The organism is Bradyrhizobium sp. USDA 3311 (assembly GCF_054062495.1).
The window spans coordinates 9,175,109-9,191,465 of the sequence record NZ_JBSSFI010000001.1; the positions used below are offsets into that span (position 1 = coordinate 9,175,109).

At 57.9% G+C, this 16,357-nt stretch carries 14 protein-coding genes; 7 read left to right on the top strand and 7 right to left on the bottom strand.

The annotated features are described in order from the left end of the window. Positions 1-2 precede the first annotated feature (2 nt). Genes nodI through ACVWW6_RS43635 form a run of 7 tightly spaced genes read right to left on the bottom strand, consistent with a single transcriptional unit; the run spans position 3 to position 6,231 of the window. Positions 3-923 carry a nodulation factor ABC transporter ATP-binding protein NodI gene (gene nodI / locus ACVWW6_RS43605; protein ID WP_456682959.1) on the bottom strand — a complete coding sequence of 307 codons (921 nt, stop codon included), beginning with the start codon at positions 921-923 and terminating at the stop codon, positions 3-5. Positions 924-925: 2 nt separating this feature from the next. After that, positions 926-2,635 carry a nodulation protein NodU gene (gene nodU / locus ACVWW6_RS43610; protein ID WP_097668519.1) on the bottom strand — a complete coding sequence of 570 codons (1,710 nt, stop codon included), beginning with the start codon at positions 2,633-2,635 and terminating at the stop codon, positions 926-928. A gap of 12 nt (positions 2,636-2,647) precedes the next feature. Beyond that, positions 2,648-3,277, bottom strand: coding sequence for a nodulation methyltransferase NodS (nodS, locus tag ACVWW6_RS43615; protein WP_097668518.1), 630 nt, complete (start codon positions 3,275-3,277; stop codon positions 2,648-2,650). Between the two features lie 11 nt (positions 3,278-3,288). Continuing rightward, entirely contained in the window at positions 3,289-4,665 is a 1,377-nt protein-coding gene (nodC, locus tag ACVWW6_RS43620; RefSeq protein WP_143279285.1) for a chitooligosaccharide synthase NodC, read from the bottom strand. 17 nt (positions 4,666-4,682) lie between these two features. Next, positions 4,683-5,342, bottom strand: a complete 660-nt coding sequence (gene nodB / locus ACVWW6_RS43625; protein ID WP_097668517.1) for a chitooligosaccharide deacetylase NodB — start codon at positions 5,340-5,342, stop codon at positions 4,683-4,685. Next, positions 5,339-5,971: a NodA family N-acyltransferase gene (locus ACVWW6_RS43630; RefSeq protein WP_271565628.1), complete on the bottom strand. Its 633-nt coding sequence runs from the start codon at positions 5,969-5,971 to the stop codon at positions 5,339-5,341. Before ACVWW6_RS43630 ends, nodB begins: the two co-directional genes overlap by 4 nt. 41 nt (positions 5,972-6,012) lie before the next feature. Continuing rightward, positions 6,013-6,231 (bottom strand): hypothetical protein, encoded by a 219-nt coding sequence (locus ACVWW6_RS43635; RefSeq protein WP_456682960.1) that lies wholly within the window; start codon positions 6,229-6,231, stop codon positions 6,013-6,015. Positions 6,232-6,807: 576 nt separating this feature from the next. Here ACVWW6_RS43635 and nodD1 point away from each other — a divergent pair. The 7 genes from nodD1 (at position 6,808) to ACVWW6_RS43670 (ending at position 16,279) form a co-directional block, all read left to right on the top strand. After that, positions 6,808-7,752, top strand: coding sequence for a transcriptional regulator NodD1 (nodD1, locus tag ACVWW6_RS43640; RefSeq protein WP_097668515.1), 945 nt, complete (start codon positions 6,808-6,810; stop codon positions 7,750-7,752). A gap of 616 nt (positions 7,753-8,368) precedes the next feature. Further along, a complete protein-coding gene (gene nodD2, locus ACVWW6_RS43645; RefSeq protein WP_456682961.1) occupies positions 8,369-9,361 on the top strand; it encodes a transcriptional regulator NodD2 in 993 nt (330 codons plus the stop codon). Between the two features lie 928 nt (positions 9,362-10,289). Next, positions 10,290-11,003 carry a MerR family transcriptional regulator gene (locus ACVWW6_RS43650; protein WP_179879918.1) on the top strand — a complete coding sequence of 238 codons (714 nt, stop codon included), beginning with the start codon at positions 10,290-10,292 and terminating at the stop codon, positions 11,001-11,003. A gap of 350 nt (positions 11,004-11,353) precedes the next feature. Continuing rightward, positions 11,354-11,803 carry an ABC transporter substrate-binding protein gene (locus tag ACVWW6_RS43655; protein ID WP_245448782.1) on the top strand — a complete coding sequence of 150 codons (450 nt, stop codon included), beginning with the start codon at positions 11,354-11,356 and terminating at the stop codon, positions 11,801-11,803. Continuing rightward, on the top strand, positions 11,704-12,279 hold the full coding sequence (locus ACVWW6_RS43660) for an ABC transporter substrate-binding protein (RefSeq protein WP_456683261.1): 576 nt from the start codon (positions 11,704-11,706) through the stop codon (positions 12,277-12,279). Before ACVWW6_RS43655 ends, ACVWW6_RS43660 begins: the two co-directional genes overlap by 100 nt. A 576-nt stretch (positions 12,280-12,855) precedes the next feature. Continuing rightward, positions 12,856-13,887, top strand: coding sequence for an LLM class flavin-dependent oxidoreductase (locus ACVWW6_RS43665; protein WP_271612326.1), 1,032 nt, complete (start codon positions 12,856-12,858; stop codon positions 13,885-13,887). 2,014 nt (positions 13,888-15,901) lie between these two features. Next, positions 15,902-16,279, top strand: a complete 378-nt coding sequence (locus tag ACVWW6_RS43670; RefSeq protein ID WP_456682962.1) for a NolY — start codon at positions 15,902-15,904, stop codon at positions 16,277-16,279. The last annotated feature ends 78 nt before the right edge of the window (positions 16,280-16,357 follow it).

Consider the following 16,357-nt stretch of genomic DNA (forward strand, 5'->3'; position numbering starts at 1 on the left):
GCTCACTTCTCCATCTCGCGCCCGGTCAGCCGCAAAAACACGTCTTCGAGATTCGGGGGGCGCTGCAGAATACGAAGGCCCGCTCGCCCGCGCAGTTGCACGCGTACCTGCTCCGGATATGGCGCATAACAAAAGAGCGTCTCTCCACTCACTTCGATGTGCCGCGCATACGGCCTAATCAGCTCGCTGAGCTGGTGCGGATCACCCCCATAGATTTCGATCACGTTACAGCCGATATGCTCATCGATCAGGCCGTCTGGCTTGCCCTCGGCGATCTTGCGTCCACCCTCGAGGACACACAGCCGATCGCACAGGCGTTCGGCCTCTTCCATGAAGTGAGTGGTCAAGAGAATCGTCTTGCCCCGCGCAAGCAGAACTCGCAGACGTTCCCAAATCAGGTGGCGGGCGTGCGGATCCAAACCAGTCGTCGGCTCGTCCATCACGAGCAGATGCGGGTCATTGATTAGCGCACGCGCCAGCGTCAGCCGCCGTTTCATGCCACCGGACAGCTCGGCAACGCGCGTGTCCGCCTTGCTTTCGAGGCGTGCAAACTCGAGCAGCGAGGGGGCGACCGCCTCGATCTTGCGAGCGCTCATGCCGAAGTAGCGGCCAAACACCAGCAGATTCTCTCGTACGGTGAACTCGAGTTCAAGATTATCGAATTGCGGCACCACGCCGATACGCACACGTGCGACACGAGCGCGTGCAGGTACAGGCTCATTGAGCACCGTAATCTTTCCTCCGTCCGGCGAGATCATGCCAAGCAGCATGCGCGCGATCGTGCTCTTGCCAGCTCCATTCGGCCCGAGAAGGCCAAAGCATTCTCCCCGCGCGACCGAGAACGACAGATCATTGACGATGATCTTGTCGCCAAATGATTTTTTCACGCCGGCAAGGTCGATTGCTACGGTGGACATGCTCACTCTTAGGCTGACAGAAGTCGTTCGGCCGATGATGACTTCCTTACGACCGTCTTGGTCCAGAGCAGGCCGTCGCACCACACATGCTCAACCCGTCCCCACTCGCAGGCCGCGGCAGCATCCGGAAAGAATCCACGTCCGTGGAGGTTGGCACTCGTATTGCAGAGCAGCGGAACGCCTGTGAGTTGTTCAAATTCGACGAGAAGCTCGGCGATTTTGTGCGGAGAGTTGCGGGAGATTGTCTGCAGCCGCGCCGAACCGTCCAGATGGACGACAGCGGGGACCTTGTCGCGCCATTCCGCGCGGGTCTGGTGATCGAACAGCATGTAAGGATCTGGCGTACCTGGGTTGAAAATCTCTGGGGCCCGATCCTCCAGACAAATCGGCGCCACCGGTCGGAAGTGCTCGCGACGCTTAATGTCGTTGAGATGATCTTTCATTGCTGGCGAGGTCGGGGCTGCAAGAATGCTTCTGCCGCCCAACGCCCGCGGCCCAAGCTCGGCGCGCCCGGAAAGGAAGATGATCGGCTTGTTGTCGGCGAGAATCGCCGCAAGTTCACGCAGAGTGCACGGCGCGGCCTCCCAGTCCGACGGAAGCTCGCTGTCCTGCAGGGCCGGCCCACTGTAGACTGACCATTCCACTGGCCCGAAGCCATTTTGCGCCGCCATCGCACCGCAAGCAGCGCCGATTGCCGAGCCGCTGTCATTCGGAAACGGCGGCACCCAGACATCATCGAACAGTCCCGTCATACGAAGCGCACTGTTCCACTTGATATTGAGACCGCAACCTCCGGCGACACATAGATTTCGCGCCCCCGGAAGCGACGAGTGCCGCAGCAGAACCATCGCGATTTCCCTGACAAGAAGACGTTCCAGGAACACATGAAACGACGCAAGAACGTCCTCCGCTCGCTTCGCCGTCAGGCGCAATGCGCTTGCCTCAAAGAACTCGTGTATAGCTGCGAGAGACGATTCCGCATTGTTTATGTCCGCGCGGTAGCGACGAGCCTGCTCGGTGTCGGCCGCGAAGCGCTTTTCATAAAGCTCCTGAAACACTGCCACGATGCTTTCGTCGACAGCGCCAAGCGCGATGTATGCCATCAGCTTGCCGGCGATGCCCAAATCCCAACTGGAGCGGTTCGGCTGCCTGTAAGGCCCGAAGTGAAGGCCCGCGGCAGCATAGGCGTGGCCGATCATCGGAAACAGGGATCCAATGAGCCGCGCCCCCCGAGGTTCGACATAGTAAAGACGTGGAAAGATGCAGCCGTCCCATACCAGACACAACGCCGGTTCTCCCGCGCTGGCAAAGGGACTGGTGCTATATGCTGACGCGACGTGGCCCGTGACGTGCGGGTAGCTCTTATATGGAAACACCTTGCCGCCGAGGATCAGGCCAAAGCCGTCGACGGAATCAAGAAGCCCCTCAGCATGGCGCTCGACGTATGGCGCCCCTTTCAGCGCGATCGGCACAGCTCCACTGAGGACCTGGAAATGCGACTCGATCTCCCCATCCCAGCCGTCGATGACGAACTGATCGATATCTCGCGGATCCAGGCCATGCTCCGCCAATGCGAGCACGACTGCATCGAGATTCTCGACGGATTGATAGCGTGGACTGTTGCCTCGCTTCTCTTGCTCGGTGCAAAAGAGAAGCCGCCCGTCCTCGACGACAGCAATTGCGCCGTCATGTGTTAACTTGATGCCGCAGATGCGCATACGACCCCCTGCCTAGTGACTGACGTTTGATTGTTCTGACGGGTGACCCTGCTTCCGGAACCGGACGATCAAGCAGTCTTCGTTGACCGACCCGGTGTGGCAGTGCAGACGCTCGACCTCCGATAGACTCTCGTTAAAGAGACCGATCACCGTCTCGGCACCAGCTGTATGACCCCAGCGTTGACACGTGGCATCACGTGCGGACCCGAAAATCAGAGCTCCATTTGGTGCAAGCATACTCACCAGGTTGCGGATAGCCGCATGCATCTCGACAATGTCCTTGAGGTAGTAGAGAACTTCGGCCACGACAATCAAATCGAACTGCTCAGTGGTCGAGAACCGTTGAATGTCGCAGGTCACCCACGTGATATGTGACCACTTCCTGGTCCGTAGTCGCGCTCGCTCGATCGCCTGCGGCATGACATCGACCACCGTGAGTCGCTCGCAAAGCGGCGCCAGCCTGTCCGTGAATGCACCGGCTGCACATCCTACTTCGAGGGCATACGCAACATCTCCACCGCAACGCGACATCCGGAGCATTTGCGCGTATCGCTCCTGCTCGAACGAACTACTGTCGAGGCGCCATGGATCGTCGACAGCCAACTCTCGCTCTAATAGCTGATGATTTTTGTCCGAGATCATGAGCCAACCACCTATTTGAAGGCGGTCGAACGATCGCGAGCGCAAACACTCTCCGTCGCCGCCAGGTTCGATGAAGGGTGCGAAAGCCCCGCCTTATGAATTGTGCCGGACATTCCCCCTATACTTGCAGGACTTCGTCCAGCGTTCGGGTGCAGGATGACGCACTGTTTTTCCCCTTCGGCCGGCACGTTGGCGACCTTGCGCGATAGCCAATCGCTGTTGCTCAATGTACAAAGTGCATAGGCCTTCAAAGGAAGTAAGAGAAAGATATTGATCGGTGTGTGGAGCGAGAAGCCGAGAAACCGCACTTCGCGAGCACGAAGCGCTGCAACACTGCACCGGACCATCGTCATTGCTACAATCGTCAATCCCGTCCACCAGGGTACCGAGCCGCCGATTACAAGCTGCGCGAGCGCAGCCAGTGATGAAAGGGCGAGAAGCAACGGGCCGAGATTTTGCCCGATAACGTCTAGCGTCAGATAGCCATCGAGCTCTGGCAGCAGACGTAATGCAAGAAACGTGTCCCGAAAGGTACTGCGCGCCCAGCGGAGCTGCTGACGCAGATATGGCCCAAGGCTGTCCGGAACTACTGTTGCTGCGATCGCGTCCGGGACATATTCGGTTCGAAACCCCGCCTTGAGCATGAGGATCGTTAGATGGCGATCCTCGCCGAAATCGCTCGGCTTCCCGCGAAAGAATTGCGCTTCGTATTGATCAAGCAGCAAAGCGAGCGCGGAGCGACGATACATCGCACATGGGCCGCAGCAGCACATGACGGCACCGAAACGAGCCTGTGCCGCACGCTCTTCGTTGCATGCCAACCAGTATTCCATATCGATCAGCCTGGTCAGCCAGGTTTCGCTGCGATTGCTCGCTATCAACTGACCCATGGCCGCACCGATTTCTGGGTCATGCATCTTCACTACAAGCTTCGTGACAACGTCAGCAGCAAGTATCGTATCCGAGTCGACGTTGAGCACCAGGTCCCCGGATGAGCTGCGTATTGCAGCGATCTGCGCCTTGCGCTTTCCAACGTTGTTTGCCAGCAAGATGATGCTGAATCTCGGATCGTTCGCATAGATTTTGTGTACAGGCGCGACAACGTCGCGATTTGCAGATCCGTCGTCGACCACATAGACCTGTAACTTTCCCGCGTAGTCTTGACTCGCAAGCGACTCCAGACATTCGGCGAGCGTGTTTGGATCCTCGTTGAAGCACGGCACGATGACGTCTACACTGGGAAGGACCACGTCCGATTGTCCCAGGTTGTCCTGCAGCGATGAGTTATTCGCCGGTTGGGCATAAAGCGCTTGCGCGCTCTTGTAGATAGTGGAGAGCAGTGCATAACACGAAACGGCGACAGCACTGGTTGTAGCGAGCAGGTCCATAGGGTGCCAGTTTTTGTTCAGTGAAGTTGAGGGAGCGGACGAATTACAAACCCGCGCCGTTGCAATGCCGGAATCAGATATGACAGCGCCATCGTGGTCTGATCACGCTGCGTAGCATCAGTGCACAGCCTCTCCTCATCAGGAGGATATCCGTCGTGCAGGAGCACAATTGCACCCGGGCGAACGCTGGCGAGCACTGAATTCACAATTCTATCAACCCCGGGGCGGGACCAATCTCGCGGATCGACCGACCAGTGCAGAGCTGTGAGACCAGCGCTCGCTGACATAGCGAGCACCTCTTGTGTCCATATGCCGTAAGGTGCTCGCATGTGCCTGGGCGAGGCCTCCGGGCACGCCGAACGGATCGCCTCGCTCGCCGTCAACACTTCATCGTGCACCTCCGCAGGTCCGCATCTGGATAGATCCGGATGCGTCATCGTGTGGTTCGCAACCTCGTGTCCTTCCGCGATCATTCGTCGAATGAGTTCAGGTTGGTCGGCCGCATACGTGCCGATCACGAAGAACGTCGCCGGAACCTGATGTTGCGCCAGCACATCGAGCACCTCTGGCGTGCAAAATGGATTTGGCCCATCGTCAAAGGTCAAATAGACAGGGCGACTTCCGCTCACGTCAGCGTAGTCGCATCGGACAGCAGATAGGGGGAAAAGCTCGTTCACAGCTCAGGCCCGTTCCGATCGATGATCGTCCCGGCCGGCCACTCGCTCATCGAGCGTCCAACCGGGAAAACCACCACGATCACGTCTTCGATCCGGATGGGCGACAAATTGGGATAGACATCCGGATGCGTGGAGCGGACGCGAATGCCAGACAGGAGGGTGGCGAGCCCCTGCCTTTCGACCAGTCGGGTCATATGTTTCTCTAGCGCAGGCCGAACCGTACCAAAGCCGAACGGAACCCCAACCTCCTGCAGTATGGGATACATCACGCGCATCGCGTGGCTGATTCCCAGCCCTTCAAGATCCGGACGCACCGCATATAACCCCAGTTCGGCCACGAGGAGATCGACCCCACCAATCTTGATGAAGCGGCGTAGTAACCCGAGGTGAGCAGCTACCCCGCGGGCGTCGTAACCAATTACGCGGAACTCAGGTCTTGCACCGGCCCAACTTCGGTTGCCCTCAAATGGCTGCGCATTGAACGCACCGGTCGGCCCGTAACTCTTGCGGAAGAACTCGGCGAGCTCGGCATGATCGGCGAGCTGCAGTTCGTTTTCCCAGCGACGGCTCCACTTCACTTGGGCGCGCGCAGAAGGAGCTTCCGCAGTCCGGCATACGGCGATGTTCATGGCGGGCTTCCTTGCGCCAGTGGAATTAAGAGCGGAGATGGTCACGTGATGTCGCTACTCGCCGAACCGCTGATCAATACTGAAATGCGCTGCCATGCGTCGTAGGAGCTCAGCACCCTCGCCTGCACCGTGCCGTGCGCCTTCGCTCGCGACGAAGCGATCGCATGGTTCGCGCTCGTCATCCCGGCCAATGCCCCGCGCGAGATATGCAGGAAGATGCCGACGAGGCGATTGGACCATCCAGAACCTGTCTGCACCATGGAGCTTTTCCGCCTCGTCCAGCATCGCTGTCGACGTGTTGACGTCTGAGGGCATGCCATCGATGCGCGGGGCCGCTTCGAGGGCGCATCGGAGCGGCATTAGATCAAACTGGTTCTTATGCATCTTCGACTCGCCCTGAATGCGGTGGACAGGCGAGCCGTTTGGACAGTCGCCGGGAATACTTGGCATGCGCAATCTGCACCTGCCGCTATTCCGCGACACTAGAATGAGGCTGAACGCGCCCTCAAGTGTACGTGGGTAAACCTCCAATATGGAAACGGATGGAGTACGCATACCAACGTTTATCGGGACCCGCTTGGCGTCCGATCGAGCGCGCTTCGCAACCGAGAAGAAGCGATGCGGCACGCACGGCGCGCCCATCGCAGCCCGCGAAACCGATGCGGCGGGTGCTCGCACCTCCAGGAGTTTTTCTCTGAGCCCGCGTGAACGACCAACAGCCATCGTGGTATGCCATGATTACTTTTCCAAACCGATGTTTGCTATCCAACATCTCGCGATTTGGTAAAATCGATTGTTTCGATAGAACACATCCACACGATGGATAGACTCACAACATGCGGTTCAAGGGACTCGATCTAAATCTTCTCGTTGCGCTCGATGCTCTGATGACGGAGCGCAACCTCACAGCGGCGGCGCGCAAAATTAACCTGAGCCAGCCCGCTATGAGCGCTGCGATCGGGCGGCTGCGCACCTATTTCCGCGATGAACTATTTACCATGAGAGGTCGCGAGCTCGTCCCGACACCTGGCGCGGAGGCGCTTGCAGGTCCGATTCGCGAGGCCCTGCTGCACATCCAACTCTCGATCATATCACGGGACGGGTTCGACCCGACTCACTCGAGCCGACGCTTCAGGGTCATTCTCTCCGATTTCATGACAATCGTCTTTTTTCGGAGAATCGTGGACCGTATTGCACACGAAGCCCCCGCGGTACGCTTCGAATTGCTGCCATTTTCCGATGAACCCGATGAGCTGCTCCGCCGGGGCGAGGTCGACTTTCTCATTCTGCCAGAATTGTTCATGTCGAGCGCGCACCCTAAGGCGACGCTGTTCGACGAGACCCTCGTGTGCGTGGGATGCCGCGCGAACAAGCAGCTATCGCGGCAGCTTACGTTCGAGAAATACATTTCGATGGGGCACGTTGCGGCCAAGTTCGGACGGGCGCTGAGACCAAACCTAGAAGAATGGTTTTTGCTTGAGCACGGCCTCAAGAGACGCATTGAGGTCGTTGTGCAGGGCTTTAGCCTGATTCCGCCGATATTGTTAGACACGGGCCGTATCGGCACGATGCCATTACGGCTCGCCAGACACTTTGAAAAGCGGATGCCGCTGCGGATCGTCCAACCACCGCTCCCCCTGCCGACATTCACCGAGGCTGTGCAGTGGCCTGCGTTCCACAATACCGACCCGGCGAGCATTTGGATGAGGCGGATATTGCTGGAGGAGGCATCCAACATGGCATCTGGGCATCAGGAGCCTCCAACTCGAAGGCGCTGCTAGGCTCACCATAAGCCGGTTCTAAATACGCTATTAAATCCTTCGATGTGCTCGGCAACTTTATCATCTCAACCGTCTCGGGGGCGAAGCTGCTAGAGGCCGCGGGGAGGCTGCGATCAGTTGCGAAGGCTTGCCGGGTGGTGAGCGTGGTGATCTCGCAGGTGTGGTTTGGCGCCCAGCAATATTGCGCTCGCTTCTTCCAGAACAATAAATGTTTGGCTTGCCCAATAGAATCGCTTGAACCCCACACTGCGTCAGGTTGTAGATTGGCCGCCGTGACTAACGCTGCGCTACGGAACCCGTCGACGGAGCGCTTTGGCGAACTTAGGGCGCTGGCCGGACACTGTGGTTGATCTGCCATTAACGAACTGACCGGGTCCTGTTGCGTGGCTCGTCGGAAGGGGCGAGACCGATCAGCTTCGGGGCACCTGACGGTTTTCGGCCGCTGGTGGTCGGCCTACCGCCTTGCTCGCCATTCTTGCGATCATTTCGCGAGCGTCTTCTCGCGATCACACGATGGAACCGATGTCCATTCGGACGACGCAATAAGACCGCATCAGACGAGCCGTCACCGCTCGTTGTATGCACCGCAAGGATGGTTTGTGCTGGATAAGAAGACATGCGTTTCAACGGCCTGGATCTAAATCTTCTCGTCGCGCTGGATGCTCTAATGACTGAGCGCAGCCTCACCGCAGCGGCACGCAAGATTAACCTGAGTCAGCCGGCCATGAGCGCAGCCGTTGCCCGGCTGCGCACCTATTTCCGTGATGATCTGTTTGCGATGAGAGGGCGGGAACTTGTCCCGACCGCGCGCGCGGAAGGACTCGCAGCTCCAGTTCGCGAGGCTCTAATGCACGTTGAGCTCTCCATTATCGCGCGGGACGTGTTCGACCCGGCTCGATCGAATCGGCGATTCAGGATCGGCCTTTCTGACTTTATGACAGTCGTATTCTTCCGAAATGTCGTGGAGCGCCTCGCGCGAGAAGCACCCGCCGTCAGCTTCGAACTGGTGCCACTCACAGATCAGCACGATGAGCTTCTGCGCCGCGGCGAAGTCGATTTTGTTATCCTGCCGGAATTATTCATGTCCAGCGCGCACCCCAGGGCGGCCCTGTTCGAGGAGAGCCTCGTCTGCGTAGGCTGCTGCACGAACAGCCAACTACTACGGCGGCTTACATTGGATCGGTATATGTCGATGGGCCACGTTGCGGTTAAGCTCGGAGGTGCGCGCAAGATCCCGGTCGAGGAATCCTTTTTACTCGATCTCGGCCTCAATCGGCGCATCGACATTCTCGTGCAGAGCTTCAGCATGATCCCGCCCTTGCTGGTAGGCACGAACCGCATAGGAACGATGCCATTAAGGCTCGTAAAGCATTTCCAAAGAACGATGCCCCTTCGGATTGCCGAGCTTCCGCAGCCATTCCCCGCCTTCACCGAGGCGGTCCAATGGCCCGTGTTTCACAACAGCGACCCGGAAAGCATCTGGATGCGAGAGATATTGTTGCAGGAGGCTACCCTCATGGCAACTGCACAAGAGCCCTCCATCATCTGCACTTCGAAACCAGCGGATACTGCCGGCGATTTCGCACGATCTGTCTCGCCGTTGTCGTAAGGACGTTCGCAAAGTCTGCGAGCCTCATATCCCAACACATGTCTCAAAGCACGCAATTCAGGCTTGCCTCGCTCGAACTCATTGTCGCTGGATAAAGATCCTCGCAGCGGACGGCTATCATGACGACGTTGCGAAGCTCTTTCGCACGTTGGCATCAGGCTCGTCGTGCAAGCGGCGGCTCAGACTGGCGGACCTCTTACAGACAGGGACGGAGCGACGCGCTGGCTGCCAAGCCAGGCCTTTACGTTGCAACCCGGCGTCCGGGCGTACCTGCCTCGATACAGGGAGGATCGGCGCGCGGCTGTCGTCGTCAAGTCTCCGAATGAGTAGCGGCTCCCAATGAGCGGAGACGATTCCGCTTCTTCGGAGCTGTACCACGCGCACAGTGAGCGTGGTGGTCATCTCTCATGTATATGACCACGACCTCTTACGCTCTCGAAGTAAGCATCGCGCACGTGTGTTGCCCTGTCGCATCACCCTGGAGTACATCGCATCTTCGTCGCTCTGCGCCGCCGGTCTGACTTCTTTTGGCCCTACCGCGGCCAAACGTCTTGACGACGTGCGCTGCCCTGACGCAATGGCAAACAAGGGCTGAACGTTGGAGCAATGCAGCAGGGTGTTCGATCCGGAAGAGCTTTCCGTCTGGGAAGCCCTTATGATGGCGCGGCCACCGCGTTACCGCCATCGATGCGAAATCCGGAGAATCGCACGGCAATCGCCAACTCATCCTGGAGCGTACAGCGGCTGGCGAGGCTCAACTGGCATGCCTGACGAACTTGTTGATCACCATTTTTCCGCTCAGGGTTGATCCCCCGCCATTCTGAGGATAGTCACCACTCTCGCGCTGGAATGGAAGACGATCCAGTTAGAGCTTTGAAATAGCTTGAATCATACGTGACGTCAGGTTGTAGGCTTTGAAATGAACAACATGAGCAAAGCTACACCACGAAGGCGTCGATGGCGCATTGGCGAACTTGCAGAGGCGACCGGAGTAACGGTGCGCGCGCTGCATCATTATGAACACACGGGCCTCCTAGCAGCCTCAGAGCGTACTGACGGCGGTCACCGAATGTACGACCGCGAAAGCGTGCAACGGGTTCACCAGATTCGGGCGCTACGTGAGCTTGGCTTCTCCCTTATCGAGATCCGTAAAGCTATGGAGGGCACGACCTCACTCACCGACCTGCTGCGCAAACATCTAGAGCGGATAGAACTTCAAGTCGCTCGAACTACTCTGTTGCGAGATCGTTTGCGCAACATGACCATCGACAGTGAGATCCAGGTAAGTGTGGATGAGCTGCCTGCCACCCTGAATGCCATGTCGCGGGTCGAGACGCGTAGTCAGACATCCCGATGCACCTGCAAGTTAGCTGCAGATCGCGAGGAGCGGTGGCGGCGGATCCGCGACGACCTGCGTGATTGTATGGATCGGGGCGAGCACCCTTGCGGCGAGCGGGCAAAGGCTGTCGCAGTTGCAGCACGCCTGCTGATCAGCGAAATCGCCGGCGCGGATTCACGCGTTTCGATGGTCCTGAAGGTACTTGCACGATTAAGCGCCCCCCGCAGTCTGGCTGGTTGGGATCCCAGCCTCATGCAATATCTCGATCTCGCCCTTGGCGGGTTGGAGGATCAGCCGTATTGACGTCCTCATGGTCAGCTCCGCATAGAATTGCCGATCGGTGACTCCCTTCAAAAGGGGGCTTGAACCGCACGTAACGTCAAATTGTAGGCTCTACCGTGGTTGCAATCCGGCCGACCTAACGCACGCTTCGCTTGGCAGGCAACCTCGACTTGCCGGCACGTCTGATCACAGCTGCTGGCGGTTCACTTCAGGTGAACATTGGGAGCTCTACAATGTTAAATGGGCGTAACGCTTCTGCTGCGCCTGCAGCGCTTCTCTTCTGCGCCCTCGCCTCCGCTGTGCTCGGTTCCGAGGTCAGTATTGCCGTGGCTGGCCCAATGAGCGGAAGCAGCGATGCGTTCGGCGCGCAAATGCGCGATGGTGCGGCTGCGGCGTTGGAGGCATTGAACGCTTCGGGCCTAATTCCCGATAGCAGGGTGATATTGAGTGTCGCCGACGATGCCTACGCCCCGAAGCAAGCTGCCGCAGTCACGAATAAGCTCACAACAGAGCGAGTCCGGTTGGTCGTTGGCCATTTTTGTTCCTCTTCGTCGATCCCGGCCTCCGCCGAAGCAGCCATCCTGCAGGTGTCACCTGGCTCGTCAAATCCTCAGCTAACAGAACGCGGCCTTCTGTCTTTCGGATCTGCGGCCGCGACGACCAACAGGGCACCGTTGCCGCTGAGTACATTCACCGGAACTACCCTAACGACAAGATCGCAGTGTTCGACGACAAGAGCACCGCGGGCAAGGGCATCGCCGACGTGGTTGAGGCACAGCTCAAGAGATTCGGAGAACAAGTCATTCGGCAAAGCTATGTAGAAAGTGAAAAGGATTACAGGGCGTTTGGTCTTAAGAATGAAGAAGGATCGGGTGCGCGTCGCCTATATCGGCGGCTATCGTACCGAAATTGGATTGTTTGTACGCCAGGCATCAGAAGCAGGAGCGGACTCATCGTCATGGCGAGCGATCCGTTGATGACCTCTGAATTCTGGGCCATTACCAGCAGGGCTGGAAATAGAACATTGTTTACCTTCATGCCAGCGCCCGCCAGGAATGCCAATGCACTCGGCGTGGTAGCCCGACTCAAAGCTTCCAACCTGTCCGAAGGCTACACGCTTTACGCCTATGCAGCCGTGCAAGCATGGGCAGAGGCGCTCCTTCAATGCTGCGCGCGTCGCCAGTGCACTTCGTTCACGGCCGATCGATACCGTGATTGGCCCGGTCTGGTTCGGTACAAAAGAAGACAATGCGGCTCCTGGTTTTCTCGTTTACCGCTGGCGCCACGGCCATGTTGAAACTGTCGAGCAGAACTGATTGGCATCAACGCCGCCTTCCCAAGCCCAAAGTGACACGAATGACGAGACGCCCTCAGGACGTTGGAGCAGCGATACTCGCAACCTCTCTTATACTTGCAGCTTTTGGAGCGTTTTTCGCGTTCGTTGGAGCGCTCGCACAGCTACCCGATGTCGACCTGAAGGAGACGCTACGGCCGATGATAGACAAATAGTAGCCGTGCCGAGCTGATCTGGCTCGCAGGCACGGGACCTCTGAAGCGATCTTCAATTGTGCCAGGTTTGGCGCCATGGGCGTTTCTGCGGCCAAGCGGTGAAGGCCCAGGAAGAGGAGAACGCGAAGGTACCGATGCTTCCGGTCGAGCACATGCTCGGTGTGGAGGCGCTTAGCCAACTTCTATCAAAGCAAGGGCCGGACCGTCATCTGCGCATTCTCGTGCCCCAATCACATCGTGCCAGCACAGATCCACGCACCCAAAGAGAACGAACTAAGCGGCCAAATGACGAGCGAGACCTTTTTGAGCGAGAGCATGAAGCAACCAGGACTCGCCAACTATCCCATAATCGGAGATTGATCGAGTGAAGAGTGGCTTTCCTTCAAGACTAACGTGCGGAATTTTCGACCATTTGGATGACGACGGCCGAGATGCCGCACGACAATATGAAGATCGTCTCAAGCTGGCGGAGGTCTGCGATTCTCTCGGCTTCTACGCTTATCACCTCGCCGAACACCACTGCACACCTCATGGCAGAGGGCCCTCGCCGAACCTGTTTCTGTCAAGCGTCGCGCAGCGTACCCGGCGATTGCGGTTCGGTCCGCTCGTCCTGTTGCTCAACCTTTATCATCCATTGCGCGCATTCGAAGAGATCTGCATGCTTGACCAATTGAGCGGCGGCAGGCTCGAGCTCGGGATCGGCCGCGGCTCCCAGCCGATTGAATGGGGCTATTTCGGCATTAGTGCAGAAGCCGCACCAGGCCGTTATACTGAAGCCAGCGAAATCCTGAATATTGCGCTGAAGGGACATACGCTATCTTATCAGGGACACCACTTTGAGCTCAGCGAAGTACCCTTAACCTTGAGGCCTCATCAACGTCCATATCCGCCGACCTGGATCGCGAGCAATCGGGCCGAGTCGGCGCAGTGGGCCGCTGCAAATGGCGTCAATCTGGCGTGCGTAGGCCGCGCCTGTGTTGTCCGGAACGTTACGGATGCCTACCGCGCCCATCGAGCCCACAGTACAACCCCACACGGCCGCGAGCCATTTCTCGGGCTGGCCCGCATGGTCGTGATTGCGCAGTCTGACCAGGACGCTCATGCGGCGGCCGAAACTGCGTATCGACGATGGCTGGAGAGCTTCAAGTTTCTTTACGAGCTGAATGCCATTCCGACACCGCCCGCCCTTCCGCTGACCTTCGATGCAGCACTTGAGAGCGAATTGTGCGTCGTCGGAACGCCAGCTTCCGTCCGACAGCTCCTTCTTAACCAGATGGAAGAGGCAGGTGCCAACTACTTGCTTTGCCAGCTTGCATTCGGAAACCTTCCGCTGGAGATTTCCCTGTACACCGCAACGGCAATCAAAGCTGAAATTCTCGATAGCTTTGGCGGATAGTGTCTAGATTGGGGAATCATATACTTGGCAAGTAGACCGACGCACTGAGGTTCTATCCGAACGCTGATTGCCATTTTGGTTGTCGTTTGCCCTACCGCACAGGCGATCATCAGCCTCAATGGCAGCGCTCAAGCGGTCAATTTTTCTGACTGTGCTTTTCGACACTGAAACTCTGCTTTCGAAGGGAATTCTTCATTGTGAGCGCGCTTTGCGCAATGAACTTTGTCGGCATGGGCGGAACTGGCGGCGGTGCCGTCTACGTCGGCAACGGCAAGATTGTCGCGATGGACGTTGGAAACCTTCGCATAGGGGCACCTACATCGAGCAATGCGGTCGCATAAAGGGGACTGTCAACCTATATGCGCCAACCGGCGGTATGCAGGTACCGGCAGACAGCAGATGGAACCTGACGCTCGATTGGCCTGCCAACTTCTCAGATGGGAAGCCACAGGCGCTCATGGTTGAGGGTAGCCCGGTACACGTCATACTGAAGTGGCCGGTCATCAACGAATCAGCAGGCTTGCCTGAAAGCCCTTAAGCTCACTGAACAAGACGGCGGAAAAAATCTAACTAACGCGCTTTCGATGTAGGCGATGAGATTACTCGCGTTCGCCATCCACGAACTGGATGCATCCCATCGACACTTTCAATTTTACAGATTTCAGCCAAATACCCATAAGTCGATCGCCGGTTTCCGGAAAGCACATTTCACGAATGTCGTGTGACAATGGATCCTTTTTGTTTTCAGCATAGTCGCAGGCCAATTCAAGCTTCTCGTGGCTACATCCCCAACGACACCGCTCAATCTTTGAAATGCGCGGATGGCCAATCGCAACGTCTGGCGCGCAATCGATCGCGTTGTCGCCTCCCCCTTTGCCTCATACTAAAGGCCTCCAAAAAGATCGGCTCTCACGCACACTGTTTGGCCGGGTAAATGCGTGCGCTGCATAGAACTCGGGCAGGCGAACTGCCCTCTACACCGGTGCGGGCTGGACTTGTTGCCCTGACCAGGCGGGCAGCGTCGACAATCCGCCGCTGTCGCGGCCTCCAAGCAAAGCAGTACAGTCAGCTATCTAACTACCTTAAGTGCAAGACACATATCCTCCGGCCAGGACGAGGCACTGATGTCGATCCGTGTGATGAGACCAGCCTCGCGATCTTACTGTCCGCCCCCGTACGTCGTGTGATCGTGGATTCTCACTCTGCTCGCGTGCTCAGCTTTCGTCGGTGGGCGGCGCCCACACCCGCTTCCTACAGACTGACGTCCCCCTATCTCATTCTACGCGCCGCCGCTCTTGGAACATATCAAGACGCGGTTATGCCTTGTCAGCAATCCTTGCAACACCATCGGACCGAGTGGTGGACGTGCGCGATCTGCCGGTCTTGGATCTCAGCGCGCACAGCTTCCAGGAGCCCGTCCGCACGCTCAGCATGCCAGGCATCTCCAGTCAACGATCGCGGAGACAAACTTCAGTCGTATGTAGCGGATGTTGGTTCTGGGTTGCCTGGCATGGGCTGGGCCATCAATGTCTGGCATGATGAGAAGTCCGGTTTTGGGCCAGCTAACGGCGCATCTTCAGCAACAGCTTCGTCCAGCGCCAAGCGCTCTGTATGGCACTCCGGCTCGCGAGCCCTCTGGTTACGTCTCGATCGCTATGCCACGCGGCAAGAAATCCCGCAGCAGTTTGGGCAGCCGCTTCTCGACTTGCCGTCATCAGCGGCGTCCCAGCTGGTTGGAGTCACTGCCATTGCCCGACGCGCTCGACCGGCTCGACGGTCCAATCAAATGACGGGTCATCTACAACGCTGTTCGCAGCGCTCTATACCCTCGATTCCGGCTTTGCGATCCAGCGGCACATGCCTGCCACCCTCTCTCCTCGGCGACCGTGCATGCGCACCATGCCTGGTGCAGCAGCCATTCATTCTAGCGTCGCGTCTGCCGTCTCGCGAACGGGGAAGCACGACACAACCGTTACCCAGCCTGCCCTGCATTTAACTACTCTGGAGCAACACCGTGGAACTTGACCCCTCCAATTCACGCATACAGGACCTCGAGAATCGCATCGACCTTCAACTCGACATCGTGGCTGCCCTCATAAGCGAAGAAGGCAACGAGCTCGAAGCGATCCGACTGCTTAACGCACTCACAAACCAAATGATTACGGCGGAACTGGAGCTCGCCCAGCCCGGCGACACGAGAACCGCTGGCCGCGCTGGCGACCGGCGAACAGCGCGACTGTCGCGAGACCGTGGCGTTTACGACCCCGAAGACCTTCAGGTTTTGGGACGTCTTCTCGATCAGGCAGTGGCGGCATTACCGGCAGTGCTGCGAACTCCCGCTAACCAATTGAAGATCGCCAAACTAATTCTGTCACGTGCAGCAGCGGGCTGAGATTTCATTTGGCTTTTTCTCGAAACGTTTATCGCTGGGCTGAAAGTCGTGCTACGGCCGTACGCATCAGGGATCGAC

What these genes read in the sequence shown, in the direction of transcription:
- nodU (WP_097668519.1), bottom strand. Translation starts at nt 2,635, where the DNA reads ATGCGCATCTGCGGCATCAAGTTAACACATGACGGCGCAATTGCTGTC.
- nodS (WP_097668518.1), bottom strand. Translation starts at nt 3,277, where the DNA reads ATGATCTCGGACAAAAATCATCAGCTATTAGAGCGAGAGTTGGCTGTC.
- nodC (WP_143279285.1), bottom strand. Translation starts at nt 4,665, where the DNA reads ATGGACCTGCTCGCTACAACCAGTGCTGTCGCCGTTTCGTGTTATGCA.
- ACVWW6_RS43630 (WP_271565628.1), bottom strand. Translation starts at nt 5,971, where the DNA reads ATGAACATCGCCGTATGCCGGACTGCGGAAGCTCCTTCTGCGCGCGCC.
- ACVWW6_RS43635 (WP_456682960.1), bottom strand. Translation starts at nt 6,231, where the DNA reads ATGGTGCAGACAGGTTCTGGATGGTCCAATCGCCTCGTCGGCATCTTC.
- nodD1 (WP_097668515.1), top strand. Translation starts at nt 6,808, where the DNA reads ATGCGGTTCAAGGGACTCGATCTAAATCTTCTCGTTGCGCTCGATGCT.
- nodD2 (WP_456682961.1), top strand. Translation starts at nt 8,369, where the DNA reads ATGCGTTTCAACGGCCTGGATCTAAATCTTCTCGTCGCGCTGGATGCT.
- ACVWW6_RS43650 (WP_179879918.1), top strand. Translation starts at nt 10,290, where the DNA reads ATGAGCAAAGCTACACCACGAAGGCGTCGATGGCGCATTGGCGAACTT.
- ACVWW6_RS43655 (WP_245448782.1), top strand. Translation starts at nt 11,354, where the DNA reads ATGCGCGATGGTGCGGCTGCGGCGTTGGAGGCATTGAACGCTTCGGGC.